The sequence below is a fragment of the Marinomonas profundi genome (genome assembly GCF_020694005.1).
Classification (GTDB): domain Bacteria; phylum Pseudomonadota; class Gammaproteobacteria; order Pseudomonadales; family Marinomonadaceae; genus Marinomonas; species Marinomonas profundi.
Genome location: NZ_CP073013.1, coordinates 984,208 through 1,008,920, shown reverse-complemented (window position 1 = coordinate 1,008,920; position 24,713 = coordinate 984,208). Strand labels below are relative to the sequence as shown.

General features: G+C 45.8%; 19 protein-coding genes, 2 tRNA genes, 2 rRNA genes and 1 pseudogene. 12 read left to right on the top strand and 12 right to left on the bottom strand.

What is annotated here, in order from left to right:
* Positions 1–5 precede the first annotated feature (5 nt).
* The 5 genes from J8N69_RS04660 to J8N69_RS04640 all read left to right on the top strand — a co-directional run bounded on the left by J8N69_RS04660 (position 6) and on the right by J8N69_RS04640 (position 5,714).
* Positions 6–82: transfer RNA gene (locus J8N69_RS04660), tRNA-Ile, on the top strand.
* Positions 83–216: 134 nt separating this feature from the next.
* Positions 217–292 (top strand) — tRNA-Ala (locus J8N69_RS04655).
* Positions 293–641: 349 nt separating this feature from the next.
* Positions 642–3,540, top strand: a 23S ribosomal RNA gene (locus tag J8N69_RS04650).
* Between the two features lie 206 nt (positions 3,541–3,746).
* Positions 3,747–3,861: ribosomal RNA gene (rrf, locus tag J8N69_RS04645) — 5S ribosomal RNA — on the top strand.
* 1,517 nt (positions 3,862–5,378) lie between these two features.
* Positions 5,379–5,714, top strand: a complete 336-nt coding sequence (locus J8N69_RS04640; RefSeq protein ID WP_168827602.1) for a zinc ribbon domain-containing protein YjdM — start codon at positions 5,379–5,381, stop codon at positions 5,712–5,714.
* A 65-nt stretch (positions 5,715–5,779) separates the two neighbouring features.
* Here J8N69_RS04640 and J8N69_RS04635 read toward each other — a convergent pair whose 3' ends face one another.
* The 5 genes from J8N69_RS04635 to J8N69_RS04615 form a co-directional block, all read right to left on the bottom strand.
* Positions 5,780–6,106 (bottom strand): YnfA family protein, encoded by a 327-nt coding sequence (locus J8N69_RS04635; protein WP_168827590.1) that lies wholly within the window; start codon positions 6,104–6,106, stop codon positions 5,780–5,782.
* A complete protein-coding gene (gene arsJ, locus J8N69_RS04630) occupies positions 6,103–7,356 on the bottom strand; it encodes an organoarsenical effux MFS transporter ArsJ (RefSeq protein ID WP_168827591.1) in 1,254 nt (417 codons plus the stop codon). The genes J8N69_RS04635 and arsJ overlap by 4 nt, the downstream gene beginning before the upstream one ends.
* Positions 7,357–7,362: 6 nt before the next feature.
* Positions 7,363–8,373 (bottom strand): ArsJ-associated glyceraldehyde-3-phosphate dehydrogenase, encoded by a 1,011-nt coding sequence (locus tag J8N69_RS04625; protein WP_168827592.1) that lies wholly within the window; start codon positions 8,371–8,373, stop codon positions 7,363–7,365.
* A gap of 63 nt (positions 8,374–8,436) precedes the next feature.
* Positions 8,437–9,453, bottom strand: a complete 1,017-nt coding sequence (gene arsB / locus J8N69_RS04620) for an ACR3 family arsenite efflux transporter (protein WP_168827594.1) — start codon at positions 9,451–9,453, stop codon at positions 8,437–8,439.
* A 38-nt stretch (positions 9,454–9,491) separates the two neighbouring features.
* Entirely contained in the window at positions 9,492–9,839 is a 348-nt protein-coding gene (locus J8N69_RS04615) for a metalloregulator ArsR/SmtB family transcription factor (RefSeq protein WP_168827596.1), read from the bottom strand.
* Between the two features lie 212 nt (positions 9,840–10,051).
* Between J8N69_RS04615 and J8N69_RS04610 the strand changes: the two genes are divergently transcribed.
* The 6 genes from J8N69_RS04610 (at position 10,052) to J8N69_RS04585 (ending at position 17,422) form a co-directional block, all read left to right on the top strand.
* The gene (locus J8N69_RS04610; protein ID WP_211085229.1) at positions 10,052–10,558 is read left to right on the top strand and encodes a hypothetical protein; all 507 of its coding nucleotides are present in this window, start codon (positions 10,052–10,054) and stop codon (positions 10,556–10,558) included.
* 477 nt (positions 10,559–11,035) lie between these two features.
* Complete coding sequence (gene glmU, locus J8N69_RS04605; RefSeq protein ID WP_168827598.1) at positions 11,036–12,397, top strand: bifunctional UDP-N-acetylglucosamine diphosphorylase/glucosamine-1-phosphate N-acetyltransferase GlmU; 1,362 nt, start codon at positions 11,036–11,038, stop codon at positions 12,395–12,397.
* A 77-nt stretch (positions 12,398–12,474) separates the two neighbouring features.
* On the top strand, positions 12,475–14,301 hold the full coding sequence (gene glmS / locus J8N69_RS04600; RefSeq protein ID WP_168827599.1) for a glutamine--fructose-6-phosphate transaminase (isomerizing): 1,827 nt from the start codon (positions 12,475–12,477) through the stop codon (positions 14,299–14,301).
* Positions 14,302–14,438: 137 nt separating this feature from the next.
* Positions 14,439–15,257, top strand: coding sequence for a TnsA endonuclease N-terminal domain-containing protein (locus J8N69_RS04595; protein WP_168827600.1), 819 nt, complete (start codon positions 14,439–14,441; stop codon positions 15,255–15,257).
* A complete protein-coding gene (locus J8N69_RS04590; protein ID WP_168827601.1) occupies positions 15,247–16,215 on the top strand; it encodes a hypothetical protein in 969 nt (322 codons plus the stop codon). The genes J8N69_RS04595 and J8N69_RS04590 overlap by 11 nt, the downstream gene beginning before the upstream one ends.
* 50 nt (positions 16,216–16,265) lie before the next feature.
* Positions 16,266–17,422 (top strand): IS3 family transposase gene (locus J8N69_RS04585; RefSeq protein WP_168827682.1). Its coding sequence is split into 2 segments (ribosomal slippage): positions 16,266–16,536 and positions 16,536–17,422, totalling 1,158 coding nucleotides; the frame shifts between segments, so codons are not numbered across the junction.
* Between the two features lie 200 nt (positions 17,423–17,622).
* Here the strand turns inward: J8N69_RS04585 and J8N69_RS04580 are convergent.
* From J8N69_RS04580 to J8N69_RS04570, 3 genes are read right to left on the bottom strand one after another with little or no spacing between them, the layout of a single operon-like run.
* Positions 17,623–18,609 (bottom strand): ABC transporter substrate-binding protein, encoded by a 987-nt coding sequence (locus J8N69_RS04580; protein ID WP_114413731.1) that lies wholly within the window; start codon positions 18,607–18,609, stop codon positions 17,623–17,625.
* A 3-nt stretch (positions 18,610–18,612) separates the two neighbouring features.
* Positions 18,613–19,776 (bottom strand): Gfo/Idh/MocA family protein, encoded by a 1,164-nt coding sequence (locus J8N69_RS04575; protein ID WP_211085235.1) that lies wholly within the window; start codon positions 19,774–19,776, stop codon positions 18,613–18,615.
* Complete coding sequence (locus tag J8N69_RS04570; RefSeq protein ID WP_114413730.1) at positions 19,760–20,689, bottom strand: PDR/VanB family oxidoreductase; 930 nt, start codon at positions 20,687–20,689, stop codon at positions 19,760–19,762. Before J8N69_RS04570 ends, J8N69_RS04575 begins: the two co-directional genes overlap by 17 nt.
* Before the next feature lie 339 nt (positions 20,690–21,028).
* Here J8N69_RS04570 and J8N69_RS04565 point away from each other — a divergent pair, with 339 nt between their 5' ends.
* Entirely contained in the window at positions 21,029–22,309 is a 1,281-nt protein-coding gene (locus J8N69_RS04565; RefSeq protein ID WP_114413729.1) for a Rieske 2Fe-2S domain-containing protein, read from the top strand.
* Between the two features lie 122 nt (positions 22,310–22,431).
* Here J8N69_RS04565 and J8N69_RS04560 read toward each other — a convergent pair.
* The 4 genes and pseudogenes from J8N69_RS04560 to nadC form a co-directional block, all read right to left on the bottom strand.
* Positions 22,432–22,731: pseudogene (locus tag J8N69_RS04560) on the bottom strand (transposase); the annotation flags it as partial.
* Positions 22,722–22,907 carry a hypothetical protein gene (locus J8N69_RS04555; protein WP_168827642.1) on the bottom strand — a complete coding sequence of 62 codons (186 nt, stop codon included), beginning with the start codon at positions 22,905–22,907 and terminating at the stop codon, positions 22,722–22,724. The gene J8N69_RS04555 and the pseudogene J8N69_RS04560, both read right to left, overlap by 10 nt.
* Before the next feature lie 246 nt (positions 22,908–23,153).
* Complete coding sequence (locus J8N69_RS04550; protein ID WP_114413727.1) at positions 23,154–23,615, bottom strand: MarR family winged helix-turn-helix transcriptional regulator; 462 nt, start codon at positions 23,613–23,615, stop codon at positions 23,154–23,156.
* Positions 23,616–23,753: 138 nt separating this feature from the next.
* Positions 23,754–24,608 (bottom strand): carboxylating nicotinate-nucleotide diphosphorylase, encoded by an 855-nt coding sequence (gene nadC, locus J8N69_RS04545; RefSeq protein ID WP_114413726.1) that lies wholly within the window; start codon positions 24,606–24,608, stop codon positions 23,754–23,756.
* Between the last annotated feature and the right edge of the window lie 105 nt (positions 24,609–24,713).

The following is a 24,713-nucleotide window of genomic DNA, read 5'->3' as shown; positions in this document are numbered from 1 at the left end:
TATTTGGGTCTGTAGCTCAGTTGGTTAGAGCGCACCCCTGATAAGGGTGAGGTCGGCCGTTCAAATCGGCCCAGACCCACCAGTATATAAATAACAGCGTTATTTAAGATCTCGTTTAGCAGGCTAAACGTCGACCTTAAAAGCCTTGTTCTTGACATCCTGGTAATTGGTTGGAGATATCTTCTTCGATTAACCAAATACGATCAAATAAATAATGGGGCTATAGCTCAGCTGGGAGAGCGCCTGCTTTGCACGCAGGAGGTCTGCGGTTCGATCCCGCATAGCTCCACCATTTATAAATGATCAATCATTCTGTGTAAAAGATTAGAAGAGAGTCCTAAGCAAGACGCTAAACATCTTACATTTAATTGTGTTGGATGATTTTTAGTCTCTGACTTAGTGCTTTGCACTAAACTTGCTCTTTAACAATTCGAATTTTGAAATAACGATAAATCAAGTGTTAAACCGGTGGAAGTTCACTTGCTCTTATTCTTTAAGGATAACAGCTTAGTGACTTCTATTATCGTAAATCCAGAGAGACACAAAAGCTCTTTGGTATGTGATCTGATGGTTGTTTCTACTTTTTATACTGAGTCATTTATGGCTTTTTATTGAATCGTAAAAACTACTTTGGGTTATATGGTCAAGTGACCAAGCGTGCACGGTGGATGCCTTGGCAGTCAGAGGCGATGAAGGACGTGGTAATCTGCGAAAAGGTTCGGGGAGTCGATAAACAGGCTGTGATCCGAACATGTCCGAATGGGGAAACCCACTCTACTTGTAGAGTATCCCACAGTGAATACATAGCTGTGAGGAGGCGAACCCGGGGAACTGAAACATCTAAGTACCCGGAGGAAAAGAAATCAACCGAGATTCCCTAAGTAGCGGCGAGCGAAAGGGGATTAGCCCTTAAGTGATTTTGGTGTTAGTAGAAGGCTCTGGAAAGTGCCGCGATAGAGGGTGATAGCCCCGTATACGAAAACACCTTAATGATGAAAACGAGTAGGACGGGACACGTGTTATCCTGTCTGAATATGGGGGGACCATCCTCCAAGGCTAAATACTCCTGACTGACCGATAGTGAACCAGTACCGTGAGGGAAAGGCGAAAAGAACCCCTGTGAGGGGAGTGAAATAGATCCTGAAACCGTGTACGTACAAGCAGTGGGAGCGGACTTGTTCCGTGACTGCGTACCTTTTGTATAATGGGTCAACGACTTATTTTCAGTAGCAAGGTTAAGCGATTAGTGGAGCCGTAGGGAAACCGAGTCTTAATAGGGCGTTTAGTTGCTGGGAATAGACCCGAAACCGGGCGATCTATCCATGAGCAGGTTGAAGGTTGAGTAACATCAACTGGAGGACCGAACCCACATCCGTTGAAAAGGCTGGGGATGACTTGTGGATAGGAGTGAAAGGCTAATCAAGCTCGGAGATAGCTGGTTCTCCTCGAAAGCTATTTAGGTAGCGCCTCGTATCTCACCATTGGGGGTAGAGCACTGTTTGGGCTAGGGGGTCATCCCGACTTACCAACCCCATGCAAACTCCGAATACCAATGAGTGCAATTACGGGAGACACACGGCGGGTGCTAACGTCCGTCGTGGAAAGGGAAACAACCCAGACCGTCAGCTAAGGTCCCCAAGTGCCAGTTAAGTGGGAAACGATGTGGGAAGGCTTAGACAGCTAGGAGGTTGGCTTAGAAGCAGCCATCCTTTAAAGAAAGCGTAATAGCTCACTAGTCGAGTCGGCCTGCGCGGAAGATATAACGGGGCTCAAACTGGCCACCGAAGCTACGGATGCTTAGTTTACTAGGCATGGTAGAGGAGCGTTCTGTAAGCCGTTGAAGGTCAAGCTGTAAGGCAGGCTGGAGGTATCAGAAGTGCGAATGTTGACATGAGTAACGATAAGGGGAGTGAAAAACTCCCCCGCCGGAAGACCAAGGTTTCCTGTCCCATGTTAATCAGGGCAGGGTGAGTCGGCCCCTAAGGCGAGGCAGAAATGCGTAGTCGATGGAAAACAGGTTAATATTCCTGTACCGATGTATATTGCGATGGAGAGACGGAGAAGGCTAGGCCAGCACAGCGATGGTTGTCTGTGTTTAAGGCGGTAGGCAAGTGACTTAGGCAAATCCGGGTCACTCTTTAAGAGAGGATGTCGAGAACTGATGACGAGCCCTCTTTTGGGCGAAGTGGTTGATGCCATGCTTCCAGGAAAAACTTCTAAGCGTCAGATATACATTGACCGTACCCCAAACCGACACAGGTGGTCAGGTAGAGAATACCAAGGCGCTTGAGAGAACTCGGGTGAAGGAACTAGGCAAAATGGTACCGTAACTTCGGGAGAAGGTACGCCGGCCAGTGTGAAGGGCTTGCCCCGTAAGCACCAGTCGGTCGAAGATACCAGGTGGCTGCGACTGTTTATTAAAAACACAGCACTCTGCAAACACGAAAGTGGACGTATAGGGTGTGACGCCTGCCCGGTGCTTGAAGGTTAATTGATGGGGTTAGCGCAAGCGAAGCTCTTGATCGAAGCCCAAGTAAACGGCGGCCGTAACTATAACGGTCCTAAGGTAGCGAAATTCCTTGTCGGGTAAGTTCCGACCTGCACGAATGGCGTAACGATGGCCACACTGTCTCCACCCGAGACTCAGTGAAATTGAAATCGCAGTGAAGATGCTGTGTATCCGCGGCTAGACGGAAAGACCCCGTGAACCTTTACTATAGCTTCACAGTGAACTTTGAACCTACTTGTGTAGGATAGGTGGGAGGCTTTGAAGCGGTGACGCCAGTTACCGTGGAGCCACTCTTGAAATACCACCCTGGTATGTTTGAGGTTCTAACTCAGGTCCGTTATCCGGATCGAGGACACTGTGTGGTGGGTAGTTTGACTGGGGCGGTCTCCTCCCAAAGAGTAACGGAGGAGCACGAAGGTGTGCTCAGCATGGTCGGAAATCATGCATAGAGTGTAAAGGCAAAAGCACGCTTAACTGCGAGACAGACACGTCGAGCAGGTACGAAAGTAGGTCTTAGTGATCCGGTGGTTCTGTATGGAAGGGCCATCGCTCAACGGATAAAAGGTACTCCGGGGATAACAGGCTGATACCGCCCAAGAGTTCACATCGACGGCGGTGTTTGGCACCTCGATGTCGGCTCATCACATCCTGGGGCTGAAGCCGGTCCCAAGGGTATGGCTGTTCGCCATTTAAAGTGGTACGCGAGCTGGGTTTAGAACGTCGTGAGACAGTTCGGTCCCTATCTGCCGTGGACGTTTGAGATTTGAGAGGAGCTGCTCCTAGTACGAGAGGACCGGAGTGGACGAACCTCTGGTGTTCCGGTTGTCACGCCAGTGGCATTGCCGGGTAGCTATGTTCGGACGGGATAACCGCTGAAAGCATCTAAGCGGGAAGCCTCCCTTAAGATAAGATCTCACTGGGACCTAAGTCCCCTAAAGAGCCGTTCGAGACTAGGACGTTGATAGGTTGGGTGTGTAAGTGCTGTGAGGCATTGAGCTAACCAATACTAATTGCTCGTGAGGCTTGACCATATAACACCAAAGTGGTTTTGCTGACTAGACGAAAGTCGAACAGTAAACACATAGAGACACAGATTACGATAACGCATCAGTCATGATGAGCATCGGTTTAATACTTGATTATTGTTATTTCAAAACAGAATTGTTAAAGATCCAAGCACGTCTTCGCGTGTTTTGGTGAGACGAAAAGTCCAGCCAGAACGAACGCAACAGAATTGCTTGACGATCATAGAGGCGTTGAACCACCTGATCCCATCCCGAACTCAGAAGTGAAAAGCGCCATCGCCGATGGTAGTGTGGGAGATCCCATGTGAGAGTAGGTCGTCGTCAAGCTTTACATTAAGAAAGCCCTGATAGCTCAGCTGTCAGGGCTTTTTTTCGTCTGTAGAAAAATCAGAAACACACTTGTCTTGGTATTTGATTTGCTTGCGCCTGTTTCGCGGGCTCAACGCGTCAGCGCGAATCCAACACCAAGACGAGCTTTTGCGCTTTTGTAGGCCTGATGAGGGAGGCACGACCGTTATCAGGCGTTAGCCTATAGTAGGTTGATTATATTGGTTTTTTGTAGGTCGTGGCTTTAGCCCGACAAGGCGTAATTTGTCGGCATGTTATTTTTTCAGGGTAAATCGCGACCTACAAGATCGGCGGCAGTCGTTTAGCGACACCCTCGAAGGTGGTCGTCGCTAAAGTGAACGTGCTTGAAAGGTTTTTCACTGCATCCCTGCAGCCACGGAATCGTCCTAAAAAGTGACAGAGCCTCCGTCCTGGAGGCGTAGGCAAATCCGTTTGCCCTCTGTCTGTTTATTACCCTATTCTTGTTTTGCTTTTGATACAAGTATTAATTGTCATTTTATTTTACTAGACCAATGATGGTAGGTTTTTTGATTGAGCTTGTATGAATCGAATTAGATCCAATAGGTTTTATACAAGTATTAGTTGTAGCTTCACTAAACTAAATAGGATGGCCGTTAACTGCTTGATAGCAGGTCATGCTATACGAAGAATGGACAGATAAAAATCTTTGTTTTGGAGTGTAAAAGCTTGCCGTTGTAATAGATGTGAAAGTAAGAAGGGGGTGCTTGAAAGGTTTTTCGCTGCATCCCTGCAGCCACGGAATCATCCTAAAAAGTGACAGAGCCTCCGTCCTGGAGGCGTAGGCAAATCCGTTTGCCCTCTGTCTGTTTATTACCCTATTCCTGTTTTGCTTTTGATACAAGTATTCATTGTCATTTTACTAGATCAATGATGGTAGGTTTTTTGATTGAGCCGAATTGGATCAAATAAGATACTTGTTAATGATCATACAAGTATTAGTTGTTATTCTGCTGCCAAGCCAAATGTGATGATTTTACTTGATGACAAGTTTTATTATGCGAGGAATGGGTAGGCCAAAAATATGTGTTGCCTTTGAAGGGCTTTATTTTAGGCGGTAAAAGCTTGCCTGATTAAGGCAACAGTGAGAGATATACAAAGTGAACGTGCTTGAAAGGTTTTTCGCTGCATCCCTGCAGCCACGGAATCGTCCTAAAAAGTGACAGAGCCTCCGTCCTGGAGGCGTAGGCAAATCCGTTTGTCCTCTGTCTGTTTATTACCCTATTCTTGTTTTGCTCTTGATACAAGTATTCATTGTCATTTTTCTAGGCCGATGAAAAGTCTTGTCTGATATTATCTCTTCTTGTGTTCACGGTGACTGCTTGAAATGGCGATGGTAATTCAAGTAACAACTAATTTGCTTGAGCGATATTAGACAGATTTGTATTGTTCTAAATGAGTCTTTAAACACGTTGGTATCAAAATGGACTATAATACCCGTACTTTTTTTCTGGTTTTAATAGAGGGTAATGCCAAATATGAGTCTTCCAGCGTGTCCTAAGTGTAATTCGGTTTATGTATATGAAGATCAAGTTATGTTGATTTGCCCAGAGTGCGCTTATGAATGGAATCCAAATGAAGTGGCTGATGTTGAAGAAGGTTTGATTATCAAAGATGCCAATGGCAGCTTGCTTCAAGAGGGTGATAAAGTGACGTTGATTAAAGATTTGAAGGTGAAAGGCTCATCTCAGGTGTTAAAAATTGGCAGCAAAGCGACAATAAAACGTTTAGTTGAAGGCGATCATGACTTAGATTGCAAAGTTGATGGTGCGGGCGACATGATGCTGAAATCACAGTTTGTGAAAAAAGCCTAACGGTTTTTGATAGCTAAAAGAAGGCCGTCTTTGCAACGAAGCGAAGGCGGCCTTTTTTGTTTTCTTTAGGCCGCTTGCTGAGCGTTGAAGAAGATAATTAGCGCGCCAGTAATGCATAGCGTAGCGCCAAGCCCGTCCCAAATTGACGGAAGGTGCTTTTCAATGATGGCGGCCCAGAGCAGTGACATGGCGATGTAAATACCGCCATAGGCTGCGTAGACGCGACCTGCGAAAGAGGCTTCTACTAGCGTGAGCACCCATGCAAAAAGCGCTAAAGAAACCATCCCAGGTAGGAGCCAGTACGGGCTTTTGTCCAGCTTGTACCACATCCAAAAACAATAGCAGCCCGCGATTTCAAAGACGGCGGCGACCATAAACCATAGCGCATTCATAGCGTGTTACCTTTTGACGAAAGTGCTTTTTTACTTGAGTCGGCATGCTTTGGCAATCCCAATGATATGAGTGCAGTTAGACCGATAAAACCAGCTGAAAACCACAGACAAGTGGCCAGGCCATAATCTTGGTAAAGCCAGCCAGACAGTACCGTGCCAATGAGTCGTCCCATGGCGTTTGCCATGTAGTAGAAACCCACATCGAGTGAGACGCCGTCTTCGCCTGCGTAACTGACGATCAAGTAACTGTGCAGCGATGAGTTCACCGCAAAGATGGCGCCAAAGGCGAGTAATCCGGCGATGACGGCGAACTCCACATGCCAGTTATAATCCAACGCCAAGGCGATAAAAATAGGCGTGACACCCAGCGCTAACGCCCAACCTAAGGCGTGTCGTCCGTCGGGCAGTTTGCCTTGCGCTTTGCCAGTAAGCGTCGGGGCGAGGCTTTGCACTATGCCATAAGCGATGACCCAGATGGCTAAAAATCCCCCCACATACCAATGATCCCAGCCAAAGGTACTGGCCAAAAACACCGGCAGCGCCACCACAAACCACACATCTCGTGCGCCAAACAAAAACAGCCGAGCTGCTGATAGATAATTGACCGCTTTGCTTTTGGAGAAAATATCGGTGAACTTGGGCTTGTTCTTGGCTTTGCCAAGGTCTTTTTTGAGGCTAATTAAGCTGGCGATCCACACCAAGGTTAAGGCGATCGCCATGAGCAAAATAGCGCCTTGGAACCCTAAGAGACTTAACAAGGCACCGCCCAAAAAGAAGCCAACACCTTTTAGGGCATTTTTAGAGCCAGTGAGGATGGCAATCCATTTGTACAACTGCCCTTGGGCATCGTTTGGCACGAGCAGTTTGATTGAGCTTTTTGCGCTCATCTTGTTAAGGTCTTTGGCGATACCAGACATGGCTTGCGCGCCCATGACCCAAGGCACAGTCAACAAACTGGCAGGAACCAACAGCATGGCGAGGGCGAGAATTTGCATAAACAGCCCTACGTTCATGGTGCGGTTTAAACCCAGTCGAGCGCCGAGCCAGCCGCCCACCAAATTGGTAATCACGCCAAAGATTTCATAAAAGATAAACAGCATGGCGATTTCAAATGGGCTATAACCTAGCCCATAGAAATACAACACTACCAACATGCGCAAGGCGCCATCGGTTAAAGTAAAAGCCCAATAGTTGCCGGTGACTACCATGTATTGACGGATTGGCGGAGAAAGCTGCGCTAGCCATGACATAGTCGATTATTCCTTGTCTGCAAGACCAACCATGCGCATCAATTCTGCGGTGCGATTGGCGTAGCCCCATTCATTGTCGTACCAAGCATAAAGCTTTACCTGCGTGCCATTGATCACCATGGTGGACAAGGCGTCGATAATGCTAGAGCGTGGATCGGTTTTATAATCAACAGACACCAGAGGGCGTTCTTCGTATCCTAAGATGTCTTTCAGTTCGGTCTCGGCGGCCGTTTTGAGCAGCTGGTTGACCTCTTCTATCGTGGTATCGCGTTCTACTTCAAACACACAATCGGTTAATGACGCATTGGCTAGGGGAATACGCACCGCATGGCCGTTTAATTTGCCTTTTAGCTCGGGAAAAATATGCGTAATGGCCGTTGCTGATCCGGTTGTGGTTGGGATCAAACTCAGGCCACAAGCGCGGGCACGGCGTAAATCTTTATGGGGCGCATCAAGGATAGTTTGCGTGTTGGTAATGTCATGAATCGTGGTCATGGAGCCATGTTTGATGCCCAAGTTTTCATGGATGACTTTCACCACAGGGGCTAAACAGTTAGTAGTACAAGACGCTGCCGTCACAATCGTGTGTTGTGTTTTATCGTACAGATGCTGGTTAACACCCATCACCACGTTCAACACACCGTCTTCTTTCACTGGCGCGGTAACCACCACACGTTTGACACCCTGATCAAGGTAAGCCTGCAGCAGGGCTTTGCTTTTCATTTTACCGCTGGCTTCAATAACCACATCACAAGCAGACCAGTCAGTGTCGGGAATGCTTTTATTCTGTGTGCAGGCAATGCGTTGACCATTGACTATCATCACTTCGCCTTCCGCCTCGGCCTGATGATGCCAGCGGCCATGTACCGAGTCGAAGGTGATTAAATGCGCCAATGTTGCAGCATCGCCAGCGGGGTCATTGATTTGTACAAACTCGACTTCGTCCCAATCAAATGCCGCTCGAAAGGACAAACGGCCCATACGGCCAAAACCGTTAATACCAACTTTAATTGTCATCACAACCTCAAAAATAATTAATTAAAATAGTAGTCCGAAGCATCGGGCTTAAATGGTTAACGCTTAAGAAAACCAGTGCCGAGTGCGGTTCGCAAACCACACCAAGCTAAGCATAACGGGGACTTCCACTAACACACCGACAACGGTGGCGAGGGCGGCGCCAGAATGCAGTCCAAACAGAGAAATCGCCACGGCGACGGCCAATTCGAAAAAGTTCGATGTGCCAATCATGCAAGCCGGTGCGGCAATGTTATGGGGCAGTTTCATTTGCTTGGCTAAAAAATACGCGATGGCAAAAATGCCATAGGTTTGAATTAACAATGGAATAGCAATGAGCACAATCGCCTGAGGATTCGACAAAATGGTGCTAGATTGCAGGCCAAACAACAGCACAACGGTCGCCAGCAGGCCGATAACAGACCAAGGCTTCATGGTGGCAAGAAAGTGATTCAGCTTAGACGAGTCGGCATTTTTTTCGAGTCTTCGACGCGTGATAACGCCCGCCGTAAGCGGGATCAACACGTAAAGAACAACCGACAACAGCAGGGTATTCCAAGGCACTGTAATGTCCGTCATGCCCAGCAAAAATCCAGCGATAGGCGCAAACGCAAAGATCATCACCACATCATTAACAGAAACCTGTACCAAGGTATAAGCCGCATCGCCTTTGGTCATTTGGCTCCACACGAACACCATGGCGGTACAAGGCGCAACACCCAGTAGAATCATGCCGGCAATGTATTCAGAAGCGGTTTGTGGGTCGACCCAGTCAGCGAACAGAACTTTAAAAAACAACCAGCCTAAAAACGCCATGGTAAAGGGCTTGATCAACCAATTCACTACTAAGGTTAACACTAGGCCTTTGGGTTTTTTACCGACGTCCTTGATGGCCGAAAAATCGATTTGCACCATCATTGGGTAAATCATCAGCCAGATCAGCACCGCAATCACCAGATTGACCTGTGCGTACTCGAACTGGGCAATCAAAGCAAAATAGCTTGGGGCAATGCTCCCCGTCACAATGCCGACCACAATGGCGAGTCCGACCCAAACAGACAAATAACGCTCAAATACACCCACTTTTTAAACTCCTTATCTTTTTGGTTTTGTGTGCAATGTTAGGCGCAGCAAGCGACGGATCGGTCTGGTCTATCGCCCATCTGTTGCAGTTGTTGCTGGTTAATCGCAAGGAAATCCACATTCTGCGTGGCGGTTTCTGACAATACTGCCAGCGCCCACTCCGGCAGTGTCTTGTTGATACTGTAAAACACCCATTGACCTTGGCGGCGATCGGTCAGTAAACCGCAATTGCGCAGCTGAGCCAGATGGCGGGAAACTTTAGGTTGGCTTTCATCCAGTGCTTGCATCAGCTCACAGACACACAACTCTTGCTCTAAATGGATGAGTAACATGCAACGCAGACGTGTTTCGTCAGCTAGGCATTTGTAAAACTGTATCGGATTCAAAAAAGGCTCCTAATAATAGTAAGGGTCTCTTGTCGTTGGCGTGTCTGAGACCTTGTTATGATGGAAATGTTAATACATATGGAAAATTTAATATATGAAAAATAATATATATGAAAAAAAAGATAAGATAAGTAATGCCTGTCATCTTTTTGCAATATAAATCTTCCATGATGGGTTTATTCCATTTCAATCCATCTCGTGAGGGTACTATTATGAACAAAAGCAAACTTGTTGTAGCCATGTTGTTGAGCGCTTCTTTGAGCGCTTGTGCGTCTATTTCTTCTGAAACATCAATGGCCTCTCAATACGATATTGACGGTTTTAAAACAGAAATTGAAGATGGGCGTCTTTGGGTATTTGAAGAAGGCTCTAAAGAATTGGCTTTCTTTAAAGAGCACGGTGAGCCAGCCAAACAATTTACCAACATTGGCGCGGGTCCAGAAGGCATGACAGTGAAAGCCGCCAGCCAAGAGTCTTTAGACAAATACCTAGCGGCCATCTCTGGTGGTTCAGAATTTGACATCAAAGGCTTTAAAACCAAAGTAGAAGACGGTCGTCTTTGGGTATTTGAAGAGGGCTCTGAAGACTTAGCTTTCTTCGAAAAACACGGAGAGCCAGCCAAACAGTTCACCAGCATTGGCACGGGCCCAAACGGCATGACAGTGAAAGCCGCTAGCCAGACCGCCTTGGAAAAATATCTATCCACTTATAAAAAGTAAGCGTAAGCAGCGCCATTCTTTCGGGATGGCTGCTTAGCATACAGACAATAAAAAAGGCCCCAACAGAACCGGATAGTTTTGTAGGGGCCTTTTTGTGTAACCTCTCTTAGGGTAAATTCCCCGCAGCTTGCTGCGTAAATAACGAAAATCCAGCGTTGTCATTCCCGCGAAGGAGGTCGTCGTCGATCTTGTCGTGCTTTAGCGCGTCAAGGTTTTTGGTTTGGTGTTATCGGGCTTTTGATGGCTAAAGGCCGACCTTGATGATTGGGTTTTTATTTGTTTTTTGGCTGATTTCTTCCTGACAATCTTTGCTTTTTATCCATTTGAAAAGCCGCGAAATCATCCACTTATAGGGTTTTATAAAAAATTGTCATTTTTTTTGTGACAATTTGGGTTGTGGCGTTTTTGGCAACAGGGTCTAATAGGCGCCATCCTTAATTCATTCATTATTTCAAGACGCCAACACAAGGACGCTTCATGACTCAGGACATCGTAATTCTGGCCGCCGGAAAGGGCAGCCGAATGAAATCCGCTTTTTCTAAGGTATTGCATAAGGTCGGTGGCACCGCCATGGTGAGACGAGTACTGACCACCGCCAGTTCCCTTCCAGAATCCAAATTGCATCTTGTGGTGGGCCATCAAGGCGAGCAAGTCGAAGCCAGTTGTCAGGATTTTTCGGCCAATATTGTTTGGCAAGACGACCCCCAAGGTACCGGCGACGCCTTGCGTCGTGTGGCGCCTTTTCTGCAAGCCGATGGCGCGACATTAACCTTATACGGTGATGTGCCTTTAATTCGTGCCAGCACCTTGTCAAAAATGACGGCTCTGTCTACGCCAAACACCTTGGTTTTGCTGACTATTTCTCTTGATAACCCAACCGGTTACGGACGCATTGTGCGAGATGATCAGGGCAAAGTGACCGCCATTGTCGAGCAAAAAGACGCCTCATCCAGTCAGCTGGCCATCAAAGAAGTAAACACTGGCATTTTATTGGCTCCCAATAATCATCTACAAACTTGGCTCGCAGCGTTAACCAATAACAACGCTCAAGGCGAATATTACCTGACCGATGTGATCGCCATGGCCGCTCATGATGGCGTGGATATCGTCACTGTGAACCCAGAAAATGAAGCCGAAGTGGCGGGTGTTAATGACCGAGTGCAATTGGCAGCGCTGGAAAGAGAACTGCAACATCAACAAGCCATCCAGTTGATGCAAAACGGCGCGACCTTATTAGACCCCTCTCGCATTGACGTGCGTGGTGAATTGATTACAGGCCATGACGTTATTATTGATGTGAACTGTATATTTGAAGGTAAGGTTGTATTAGGTAATGGTGTGGAAGTTGGCCCTAATTGCTACTTAAAAGACTGCCATATTGGTGATAACACCATCATAAAAAGCAACACATTGATTGATGATAGCCAAGTGGGCGAGAGCTGCGACATCGGGCCGTTTGCGCGCTTGCGACCAGGAACGCAGTTGTCGAACAAAGCCAAAATTGGCAATTTTGTCGAAACCAAAAAAGCTCGCATTGGCGAAGGCAGTAAGGTGAACCATTTAAGTTACATTGGCGATACCGACATGGGCGCAAATGTGAACGTAGGCGCGGGCACTATTACCTGTAACTACGACGGTGTAAATAAACATCTAACACAAGTCGCCGATAACGTATTTATCGGTTCCAACACCTCGCTCGTTGCGCCAGTGCAAGTTGCCGAAGGGGCGACTATCGCGGCGGGCTCGACCATTACCAAACAAGTGGGCGAGAAGCAATTGGCATTTGCCAGAGCACGACAAACCAACAAAGACAACTGGCCTCGTCCCGTTAAAAAGTAACGATTTTTTTCGAATGACATAAAACTTTATTTTTAAGGGATCTGACCCTTTTAGCAGACTCAAAAAAGGACTCTTACATGTGCGGAATAGTGGGTGCCATCGCGCGCCGTAATGTATCAAAAATTCTGATCGAAGGGCTTAGCCGTCTCGAATACCGTGGTTACGATTCATCCGGTGTGGCGATCAACAACGAAGAAGGTGTGTATTCACACCGTGCCGTGGGCAAAGTACAAGCTCTAAAAGACAAATTTGAAGACCAGCCTCTTGATGGCAAGATGGGCATCGCTCATACCCGTTGGGCGACTCATGGCAAACCAACCGAAGCCAATGCGCATCCGCATTTTTCCGGTGACGACTTAGCGTTGGTTCATAACGGCATCATTGAAAATCACGAGCCATTACGCCGTGAGTTGAAAGCCAAAGGCTATGAGTTTAAATCCGAGACCGACACCGAAGTGATCGTTCATCTGATTCATGATGCCCTAAAAACACAGCCAGATTTGCTCAAAGCGGTACAACTCAGCCTGACAAAATTACACGGTGCCTTTGCCATTGGTGTGGTGCAAAAAGACGACAACGAACGTTTTATCGCCGCCCGTAAAGGCAGCCCGTTAGTGGTTGGCGTTGGCATTGAAGAAAACTTTGTTGCGTCTGATCAGCTGGCTTTATTGCATGTTACTGACCAATTTATCTTCCTAGAAGAAGGCGATGTGGTAGACGTCAGCCGTGATAGTGTGTCTATTTACGATGCGAAAGGTGAGTTGCAAGAACGCCCAATCAGTGTGTTTAACCACAATATCGACGCCACCGACAAAGGTGAATTTCGTCATTACATGATGAAAGAAATTTACGAACAACCGAAAGTAATTGCAGCGTGTCTAGAAGGTCGTATCAGTGAAAGCAAAGTACTGACTAGCTGTTTTGGTGCGGATTCCGCTTTCTTAAAAGAAATTGAAAATGTTCACATTGTCGCCTGTGGCACCAGTTATCACGCCGGTATGGTGGCAAAATACTGGATCGAAGACCTAGCAGGCTTGCCTTGCAGTGTCGAAGTCGCCAGTGAATATCGCTATCGCAAAGTGGCGGTACCAAAGAACACGCTATTTTTGACTTTGTCACAGTCTGGCGAAACGGCCGATACGTTGGCGGCGCTGCGCATGGCAAAAGAATTGGGCTATTTAACCACATTGGCCATCTGTAACGTGCCATCCAGTACGCTGGTACGTGAGTCAGCGCTTACTTTGTTAACCAATGCGGGTCCAGAAATTGGCGTGGCGTCGACCAAGGCTTTTACCACTCAGTTGACCGCCTTGTTGATTACCAGTGTCGCCATCGCCGTTGAAAATGGTCTATCCGCCGAGAGAGAGAAAGCACTGGTTCAAGCGCTGCGTTCACTGCCGGCTCACGTGAACGATGCGCTCTTACAAGATGCTCATATTAAAGAAGTCGCCGATCGCTTTGCTAATAAACACAATGCCTTGTTTTTAGGTCGTGGCACCATGTTTCCCATCGCCCTAGAAGGCTCATTGAAACTGAAAGAAATCTCCTATATTCATGCGGAAGCCTACCCAGCCGGAGAGCTAAAACACGGCCCATTGGCTCTGGTTGACGAAGACATGCCGATCATCGCCTTGGTGCCTCACAACGATATGCTCGACAAGCTTAAGTCTAACCTGCAAGAAGTTGCTGCGCGTGGTGGTGAATTGTATGTCTTTGCTGACAAGGACACAGACCTGCACAACGAAGACAACATCATCTTCACCGAAGTGCCAAAGGTCGACAGCATTCTTGAACCTATCGTTCATACCATTCCGCTACAGTTATTGTCCTACCATGTTGCCGTCGTCAAAGGCACAGATGTAGACCAACCGCGTAACCTAGCAAAATCCGTCACGGTGGAATAAGTAAGCGTAAAAAGGTCAGATTTCTTGTACGGCGACATTATAGTTTGATAAAAGACATTATAGTTTGATATTTTACAATAATGTTTGATATTTTTTAGCCTCCTGCTATGCTGCAAAAAGTAAGCAGGAGGCTAAATATGTTGGATGCAGATAAACCGCTTGATCCTAAAGATGAAAAGAAATTAAAAACCAGAGGTGTTGGCTCAGGTGAAAGCTATGAACCCTTTATAAAAGTTCACGAAATAAGTAGTACTGGTGAGAGCTATCGCATCCGAGGTCGAAACACATCTAGGGCTCATCATCTTTTATCTCGTCTTGAATTTTCTGCTTTCCTTGTCTTTGATCGCTTCCATCTTACCTATGACATCAAAGAGCAATTTCCTCTACCTGTAGCTGATACCTTGAGTATTTGTTCTCGTTTGGGAATTAAGCACCCCCAAATGCGCAACAAATTAAAAGTCGTTACCACAGACTTAGTTGTGGAGCTGAAAGGCAAACCATCTATTGCTATTGCCGTTAAATACGCCAGCGATTTAGACAATGCGCGTACGGTAGACAAACTTCAAATCGAAAAGCTGTATTGGGAAGAACTTGGTTATGAATGGAAACTTTTCACCGATCAAGAGATTCCAGCGATCGTAAAAGAGAATCTTGAATGGCTTCATGCAGCCAGCCAGAATTCACATGACCTATACGGTGAGTTGTCTTTAGAAGATATTTCGACAGTCATTAACCGGTTATCAGGCTCAGAGAAGAAGCTTGCTACAGTTTGTGCTGCTATGGATGACCTATACGAATGCAGTGCCGGCTTTCATATTGGTGTGATTCGTAATGCTGCTGCTGCAAATTTGATTGATGTTCCTTTAGATATTGTATTTAGGAATTGGCGTGCAACGGACGTGTCTATCGTTCTAGACCTAGATTCATTTAAAGCTGGATTGTCTGATGTATCTTAATAAAGTATTTCTTGACCCTCACTTGGACCATCCAACCCATGTCCGAATTGTTTATGAACATGTCGATTTCTTAATGCTTATCGATATACACGATGAAAAAGCGTGGCCATATCGCGTAAATCTAGATGAGTTCGAAAGTTTGTCACTTGAAGCCGTGCCAGATCCAATTTTGTTGGCCACCCCCGAAGCAGGCTCTAAAGCTGAAGAGATAAGAGATCGGGCTTATCGATCCGTAGCTTTATTGTTAACGGACTATTTTGCCTTATTTGATAAAAAGCTGAGGAATCAGAAGATTAAGTCAGTTTTAGAAGCAACGGATGAGTCTAGGCTGTATGTGACTCGACAATTGCGTCGATATTGGCAGAGAGGGCTTTCTCCTGACGCCCTTGCTCCAGACTACACAAAATGCGGTGCTCCTGGACAAAACCGACTAGCAATTCAAAAAACAGGGAGTAAACGCACAGTATCCCATGGAGAGGGACTTGCTATTACTGATGAGATAGCAAGTCTTTTCAAGTTGGCTATTGAAGGCTTCTATTTAGTTAATAATGATGTTGACCTAAAAGGGGCTAGGACAAAGGCGAATGGCTTTATTAGGTCAAAGTACCCTAAAATAAAAAAAGAAGATTTACCCACTTATAGGCAGTTCCGATACTACTACAACAAACACTATGCAAAGCCTCTTGTTGTTCAAGCTCGTACACCATCTATTGAATATGCAAAAGATGTTACACCTAGCCACAGCACTTCCACCACAAATAACTTTGGACCAGGGGCTCGTTATGAGATCGATGCGACCATAGCTGACTTGCACCTTGTTTCAGGCCATGACCCAGACCGAATCGTAGGCCGCCCAATCGTATATAAAGTCAAAGATGTGTTTAGTCGTATGACTGTTGGCTTGTATGTTGGGTTAGAAAATCCTTCTTGGGCAACCGCATCGATCTGTTGTGGTTGAATTAGCCGGACACTTCAATAAAGGATAATATCCAATTATTGAGGTGTAAAATGACTAAACGTACTAACAAACAATATCCAAACGATTTTAAGCAAGAAGCGGTGGCGCTGGTGATTGAGCAAGGTTACTCCGTTGTTGAGGCTGCCGCTTCACTGAATATCACTGACAAGCTACTTTATAACTGGGTAGCGAAGTTTAAACAACAAGATGAAGATTCAGAGTTGTCGAAGGATGAGCGGGCTGAACTCGTTCAGCTCAGAAAAGACAATAAGCGCTTGCTGATGGAGCGCGAAATATTAAAAAAGGCTTCAGCGTTTTTCGCAAAAGAAATGAAATAAAATATTCATTTCTCAAAAGTTTAGGTAAGCAGTACCCAGTTGCCATATCGTGTAAAGTGATGCGCGTTAGCAAATCTGCATACTATGCTTGGCGAAAACGTCCCGCGATAATTATCAGTGCACAAACACTGAATTTACATCGTAGGGCGAAGGCGCTTTTTGAAGATAGTCGAGGCAGTCTGGGTAGCCGAGAGCTTGCGAAAAAGCTTCGCAAAGAAGACTTTGATGTTAGCCGGCATCGTGTCATTGGCTTGATGAAACGATTGGGGTTAGTCGTTAAGCAGCGTATCGCTTACAAAGTCACCACAAAGCGCAAAGACAGTGATGCTGTAGCGGATAATTTATTGAACATGAATTTTAACCCGTTAGGCCCAAACCAGGTGTGGGCTGGGGATGTGTCATATTTAAAAACAGGCGAAGGCTGGCTATACCTTGCTATTGTAATGGATTTATTTGGTCGTCGCATAGTGGGTTGGCACACGTCAAAACGTATGACGACAGACTTAATTGAGCATGCATTTTTAAAAGCACATCGCTTACGACAGCCGCCAAAGGGCTTAGTGTTTCATAGCGACAGAGGCTCGCAATACACGAGTAAACACTTTAGAAGCCTATTAAAACGGCTTGATTGCCGCTCTAGCATGGGTGACGTCGGTGCGTGTTGGGATAATGCCGTGGTTGAAAGGTTCTTCGGCAGTTTAAAACATGATTGGTTGTTCAAGGTAGCACAACCAACAAGAGAGCATATGAAGCAAGATGTTGCGGCGTATGTGAAATATTACAATCTGGAGCGATTACATTCGTCGAATGGCGACCAATCACCCATTGAGTATGAAAACTCCTTTAGGAAAGTGTCCGGTTGGACTTGACCAGAACACGGGGTTAATCCGTCTGGGTGATGGTAGTTGGAGCTTTAAAGGCTCCAACTAGGGAATAAGACACACTAAAAACTAAGATTTTGAGCAAATTTAAAAGCAAATCAAGTCAGGTGTGACTTCGTACTAACTAGCTGACTTAATCGCACATTCCCTAGCTGGTTTGTTTCTACACCGTTTATCACTAAATATATTTACAGAGAATAGACCTCGGTAGTTGCTGGGTGGAACAGTTCATCTACAGAAAGATGTCTTGAACTCAGCCCCTGTTCGTAGTGGTTGCGCAGGAAATATTCTAGCGTTTTTATGTTCGGTGCGACTCCGTATGACCAAAGATCCTTGGACATTTGTTGCGTTACACCTAATACATCTTCGACAAATGGCATTGTTACTTTGGTTGCTGAAGTATCTGATAGGGCATCCGTCGCCATTGTTTTAGCTTCAGTGAAGGCCTTGAGCAGAGCGCCTGGTAACCAGGGGTGCTGCTCAGCTAAACCACGACGCACACCTAGAACGTGCATGATTGGGAATAACCCGGTGTCCTGATGCCATTGGCGTGCTGCAGAAAAACCATCTTGCCAAAGTCGACGAATTTGAGGGTGGCCTTCGTAGTAACAACGTGGCCATCTAGGGCCGATGAAACCATCAATTTCTCCATCGATTAACATCTGGTTTAGGGTCGCACCTTCTGGAGCGTTCTCGATAGTTACGTTGTCTGGTAGATCAAGTTTGATTTTCTCAGGGCGACCAGGTTTGTCCATTCCCCCACGTATCCACGTAATCTGATCAGGGGTTACACCTGCATCTGCAAGGATTGCTCTAACCCATACGTTTGCTGTCAGTTGATATTCCGCGATGCCGATGCGGCGACCTTTGAGATCTTGAGGTGTTTCAATTCCTCTATCTGCACGAATATAAACGGAGGAGTGGCGGAATGCACGGCTAAGGAAAACAGGAATTGCGATGTATTGAGGATTTTCTCGAGTCAACGAAACACAATATGAACTCAATGATATTTCTGAAATATCACACGTTTTGTGGCGAAATGCGTTGAAGAACATCTCTTCTGGTGATTGAAGAAAAGTGATCGGGTCGACACCGTCGATTTGTACCCGTCCATCATGAATAGGGCGGGTTCGATCATAATCACCCATTGCTAGGGAAAGTTGGAGCTTAGACATTTTTTATCCTTCTTGGTAATTAAGTGTGACTGTGTCACCTGTTTCGCTACTGGTAAGTAGTGCATGACAGATTTCGAGTGAAGCTCGGCCCCATTTGCCATTCTGCAAAGGGGGTGTTTGTTCACGCAGTGCCGCATAAAGTGTGTCAAATACTTCTGCGCGGGAGGTTCTAAAAGGTGCAGGGTAGAATTCGGGGCCATTCGCATCGGTAATTTCCACTCCGTTCGGTGTCAGGCGAAGGTCTCCGCGGTCGCCGAATACGAAAACCTGACCAAAGTGCTCGTGAGTTTGAGCCTGAGGGCAGGTTTCGAGTGATGAAAATCCGCGTGATGACTTAAATTCTGATTCGTTCTGAACGGATTCCAGTATTTTGCGGGCGCTCTTGAATTCATCTGACTTGGATATGCCTAATTCAGTAGTATTTTCCATCAGTCGGTCACCATCAAAATGAGCGTAGCCTGAGTACGTCAGGCTGGCAAAGATACCTTCGTTGAAATCAATCAGCATGCTGTAGGCACCCTCGGTCGGTCGGTCAGCATCCCAGACGCCCCCTGTTCTTGCGGTAACACGCTGAGCGGGAACACCAGCGAGTCGGCGGACGAGATCGACTTGATGGACGGCTTGGCTAAACACTACTCCTCCACCTAAGTCTGTGGAAAGCTCCGACGCTGTTCTTGGGCGATATAAAAAATCGGTTGCATAGAGCGCATGTATCATCCTTACGCGCCCAATCTTACCTTTCGCGATTAAAACTTCCGCGAGCTTAACTGGACCATCAAAGCTGTGGCTAGGGCCAACAATGATCTGTACTCCCGCCTTTTTTGCCGCTTCAATTAGCGATGATGCATCTTCTAATGAGACAGTCATCGGTTTTTCGATAAGGACGGATTTACCGGCATTTATAGCAGCTAAAGCATGCTCTTTATGTAGTCCATGAGGTGTGGATACATAGACCACTTCCACGTCAGGGTCTGTTACTAGGTTGCTAACATCTGTATAGGTCTTTGCGTCAAAAGTCTTTTCAAATGATCTTCTGTGCTCGGAATTTGGCTCCGCGCCAGCAACTAAGATAACTCCTGGGTGAGCATGGATAGCGGTGGCCGATAGCGCAAAGGCTCTCCCTAAACCCGCAACACCTATGCGTATTGGATTAGATATCGAGGACAAGGTGGTCACCTTTCGCTCGGGATACACACAACATTATTGTGTCGGACTTCTCATCATCCATTAAAGCTAAGTCACGGTGATCCACTTCGCCTTCCATATATGTACATTTGCAGGTGCCACAAGTTCCGGTTTCACAAGAGCTGGAAAAATCATGTCCGTTAGCGCGTAAGGCTTCCAGTATAGTGCGATCTGCGGGTACAGTTATCGTTTCACCTGATTTGGCGAGTTCGATGGTGAATTCGGTATCGTTATCTCGAATGATTTCTATGGGCATGAATTCCTCAAAGTGAACTCGGCCATCAGGCCAATGCCCCGTACCACCTTTCACCTCTTCCATTAGAGATGTTGGCCCACAACAATAGATATGTTCCTGAGTTGGAGTCATCAGTAAATCCCAAAAATCGAAAGCATTTGAACTATCGCCTTCGCTATAGTGAATGATGATGTCATCTCCGCAAAGCTCCTGGAGCTCATCAGCATACGCTGCTTTTTCATAGCTGCGAGCTAAATAAATAACTCGGAATTTTCTACCTTCTGCTTTTAATTGTTGTGCCATAGAGTAGATAGGTGTGATACCTATTCCACCACCTATTAATAAAGCATCGTGCTTCGGACCGAGAGGAAATTCATTGTCAGACGTTTCTACATCCAGAATCGTCGATACCGTTGCCTGCTCATGCATCGACTTTGAACCACCACGAGAATTAGGCTCTTTTTTAATTGCAACAGTGTAAGCGTTTGGGTTGTCACCAGAATAAACCAATGAATAATAACGATGAGCTCCAGAGGGCGTGGTTATAGAAATATGTGAACCAGGTTCTGCTGGCGGTAAAGGTTGACTATCAACAGGAGTTAGGGTGAATTCTTCAATTTCTGGCGTAAGAGTACGCCGAGCACTCACTTGCAGTTTCATTTTTCTTCTCTCTAGGTGTCGCAATATATGGATATGGTGTCATCAATCCTTAAATCGGGATATATGATCTAGGACAATATTAGCAATCTAATAATTTTTAGTCAACAATAATTAGATTGCTAATAATGTTGACTATTCAAAATTAGATATCTATTATTTGTTTCGCTGAGGTAATCGAGCATGGGATTAATTTTTTGTTAATACCTCTAATGCCTCTAATGCTTCTTCGACATGTCTTATCGACTCGTCGAATAGAAGCGTGGTTACAAATTTGGCTGACAAGCAGTGACGTAGGGTGCTTGTAGCTATGCGAAATAAAATAAAACGGAGAAAGGCACGATGCTTACACCACAAGAAAATGAATTATTAACTCATGTTATGCCGACCGACCCGATGGGTAAGCTTATGCGTCAGCATTGGACGCCGGTTTGTTTGCTCGAAGAGGTTAAAGAGTGCGATGGAACTCCAGTGTTGGTTGAAGCTTTGGGTTCTCGTTATGTAGCATTTCGCGATACCGAAGGTCGAGTGGGCTTATTGGATGAACTTTGTCCTCACCGCTCGGCGTCTTTGGTGCTCGGTCGTAATGAAGATTGTGGTATCCGCTGCTTGTATCACGGCTGGAAGTTTGATGTGGAAGGTAACGTTGTAGCAATGGCTTCTGAGCCACCAGAAGCAGAAAAGTCTATGTGCTCTAAAGTGAAGCACAAAGCTTATAAAACAGTTGAGTGGGGCGGATTCCTTTGGGCATGGTTGGGTGAAGGTGATTCTCCTGAATTTAAAAAGCCAGCGTTTGCACCTAATGAAGATGTGCAAGTTTCGATCCTCAAAATCCGCTTGCCATGTAACTGGGCTCAAGTTCTAGAAGGTCAGATTGACTCAGCTCATTCTTCATCATTGCACTCTTCGGACATGGTGCCTGCAAAAGTTGAAAGTGCGGCTGCGGACGATCAAAGCTGGTACCGTCCATCAACTGATAAGTCCCCGCGTATGCAGTCTGCGAAAACTGATTATGGATTCCATTACGCTGCTATTCGTCGTCCTATCGCTAACGCTGCAACCCATGACTACATTCGTATCACTCAGTATGTCGCGCCTTACTACGCGTTGATTCCGCCTAACACTTCATACAATGTTGCAGCGGTCATCGTTCCGATCGACAATGAAAACTGTAACTTCCACTTTATCGCATGGGGTAATCCTGAAACTACACCAGATACGACTGCTTGGCGTAAATTCGCTCGTGCAGTACCGGGTGAAGATGTCGATCCAATCACTTGGGCTACTGTAGGTACTATGGAAAACCGCTTCCGTCAGGATCGTATAAAAATGAAAGAGGGTGATTTTACTGGTATTGCGGGCATACCAAACCAAGATACCGCGATGTGGGTATCGATGGGTAAAATTGTTAACCGTACCGATGATATTCTTGGTTCTTCTGATTTAGCGATTGTGGAATTCCGTCGCACTATGGTAGAAGCTGCTCAGAAAGTTGCTGATGGTGAACCTGCTATCGGTAGTGCACCATCAATTCTTCAATCGTCAATCGCTTCTTTCCAAGGAGTTGTACCAAAAGAATCGGATTGGCGCGAACTTTGGAAAGAAAACGTAGTGGCTGGATAAATACTAAATAGTCGACTCTGAATAATGGCGTTTTTAGTCTAAAGCGCCATTTCATTTTCTAGCCTTCTCGGCAATAAGGATTGTATTCATCTCATCCCGCTATAAATGCCACACCGGATCAAGGCAAAGTTAAGCCACTTCAGCAGCTTACGAAGGTTTTGGCCACAGGCGCTTAGGATCACGTTAATCGCATCGCCCAGTATTCCTTTAAGGAAGCATCGTCTGAGTTTTCCGTCTGATTTGAGATGCCCGATGATGGGCTCTACGCTATTTCTTCTCCCCATCCAGTTCTTCTCTTTCTTTGGGACTCCGCCTTTTTGCCCTGCAATCAAGACTTTAATGTCTTCCACACCTGATCCTTTATATCCTCGGTCGACAAAACAGATTTCAGGTTTTCGCCCAATCAAGGTTTCTACTTGTTGCTGTTATTTTTCGGGGGGATTACCGTTGAGAAGTGTCCCCCCAATTCGTTGTCCAACTGGTTCCAATCAATAACCTTAGCCAGTCGAACCAAAGGATGGTTGGGGTTAATGATGTCAACGAGCTGTGGTTGGAATAAATCCTTTTGCGGTATGGTCTTTGTCTGACGAGGCTTCATAAAAATCACCCATTCTACAACTTTTTGGGCCTTATGGCGCATTTATAGCAAGATTTAGGCATTAACTATCTTATAAAAACACTTTGCATTCAATGGGTTGAGAGTTATTCAGGGACGACTAAATAGGTTGGCTTCTTTAAGGTTTCTTATAAGTGCTATATGCCTCAGTATGAGCAAAGTCTTGTGCTGGGGTTTTGCTTTCTGCTTCAGTTGCCAGCTATTCGCTGCCTTGGCAGTCATCAAAAATTAGGTATTGTCCTCCATAAGATTAGAATGCATGTTCAATAAATATTCGCGAACGATTTCAATTTCCTCAGGGCTCATACCGCTTTGAGCCACGTCATTGACTTCTTTTGCTAGAGGTTCAAGGGTGTCCTTAAGGCTCTTTCCATATTCAGTTAAATAAACGACCTGTCTTGGTTTTCCTTCAGTTATAGGGCGAAGCTCGACGAGGCCAGCTGCCAACATGCGTTTAATAACGGAGTTCGTTGTGGGTCCAGTAAGTCCCACTCGTTCACTTAAGGTTTTCTGGGAGATTCCTTCCTCGTTCCAGAGCTCACGTAAGTATCCCCAAAATCCATGGTTTACGCCGTAGGGCTGTAATCTTCGTTCTAATGAATTGAAGTACTGCTTCGAGAGCTCTCGAATAATGTGTGCCATCCTCTCGTATTTTAGCTCTGGAGCAGTATTTAATTTCTCTGCAGACATGTTCTTGTATCCTGGATTTCTAATATTATCGAACTTGTAAACTAGGCTTTAAAAAACCTGGGTTTACTGGTGTTTTAAGCATCAGGGGTAATCAGATCATGTTAGTTAATTAACACGATCTGTCATCTTAGGCCCTTACTATGCTTCCATGTATAGTCGCATCGATAAATCGACAGCTTTAATATCTTTGGTGAGTGTACCCATTGATACATAGTCAACGCCAGCTTGTATGATGTCTATCAGCGTATCGTCATTTATACCACCAGAGGCTTCGATTTTCGCCTTACCGCGGCTTAATTCTACCGCTTTCTTAGTATCTTCTAATGAAAAATTATCCAACATAATTATATCCACACCGGATTGAAGAGCTTGCTCTAGTTCCTCGAGTGATTCTGTTTCAACTTCGATGAGCTTATTTGGCACCAGAGTTCGTGCGACCTGAACAGCCTTATCGATACCACCGCAAGCTGCGATATGATTCTCTTTTATCAAAAATGCATCATACAAACCCATTCTATGGTTCTGCCCGCCACCACAAGTGACAGCATATTTTTGAGCCAGTCTTAGCCCAGGTATTGTTTTTCGAGTGTCGATGAGCTCTACAGGGTTTCTACCGATTTTACTAACAAAGTATCGAGTTCGCGTTGCAACAGCTGACATTAACTGAAGAAAATTAAGCGCTGTTCTTTCACCTGTGAGGAGTGAGCGGGCGGGTCCAGTAACCTCAACAATCAGATCATCAGCTTTGAGGTTATCACCATCGTTAAAATGCCAGAGCAGTTTGACCGAAGGATCAACTTGGCGGAAGGTCTCGCTCACCCAAGCTGTTCCGCATAGCACGGCATCCTGCCGTGTAATAATTTTTGCAATAGCCGTTTGAGACTCTGGGATCAATAACGCGTTGATGTCTCCACTCGCGATATCTTCAGTAAGAGCTGCACTCACATTTGCAGCAATCGCAATCTGTAACGTTGTATTATCTAATTTGTACATTATAACTTCCTATCTCTCTGATTTTGCCAATGTGCATATTTATTAGCGGGTCCGAAGGAGCGCGCTAGCAGAATTTTGATGGCGTTACTTGCTGTTAAAATTACT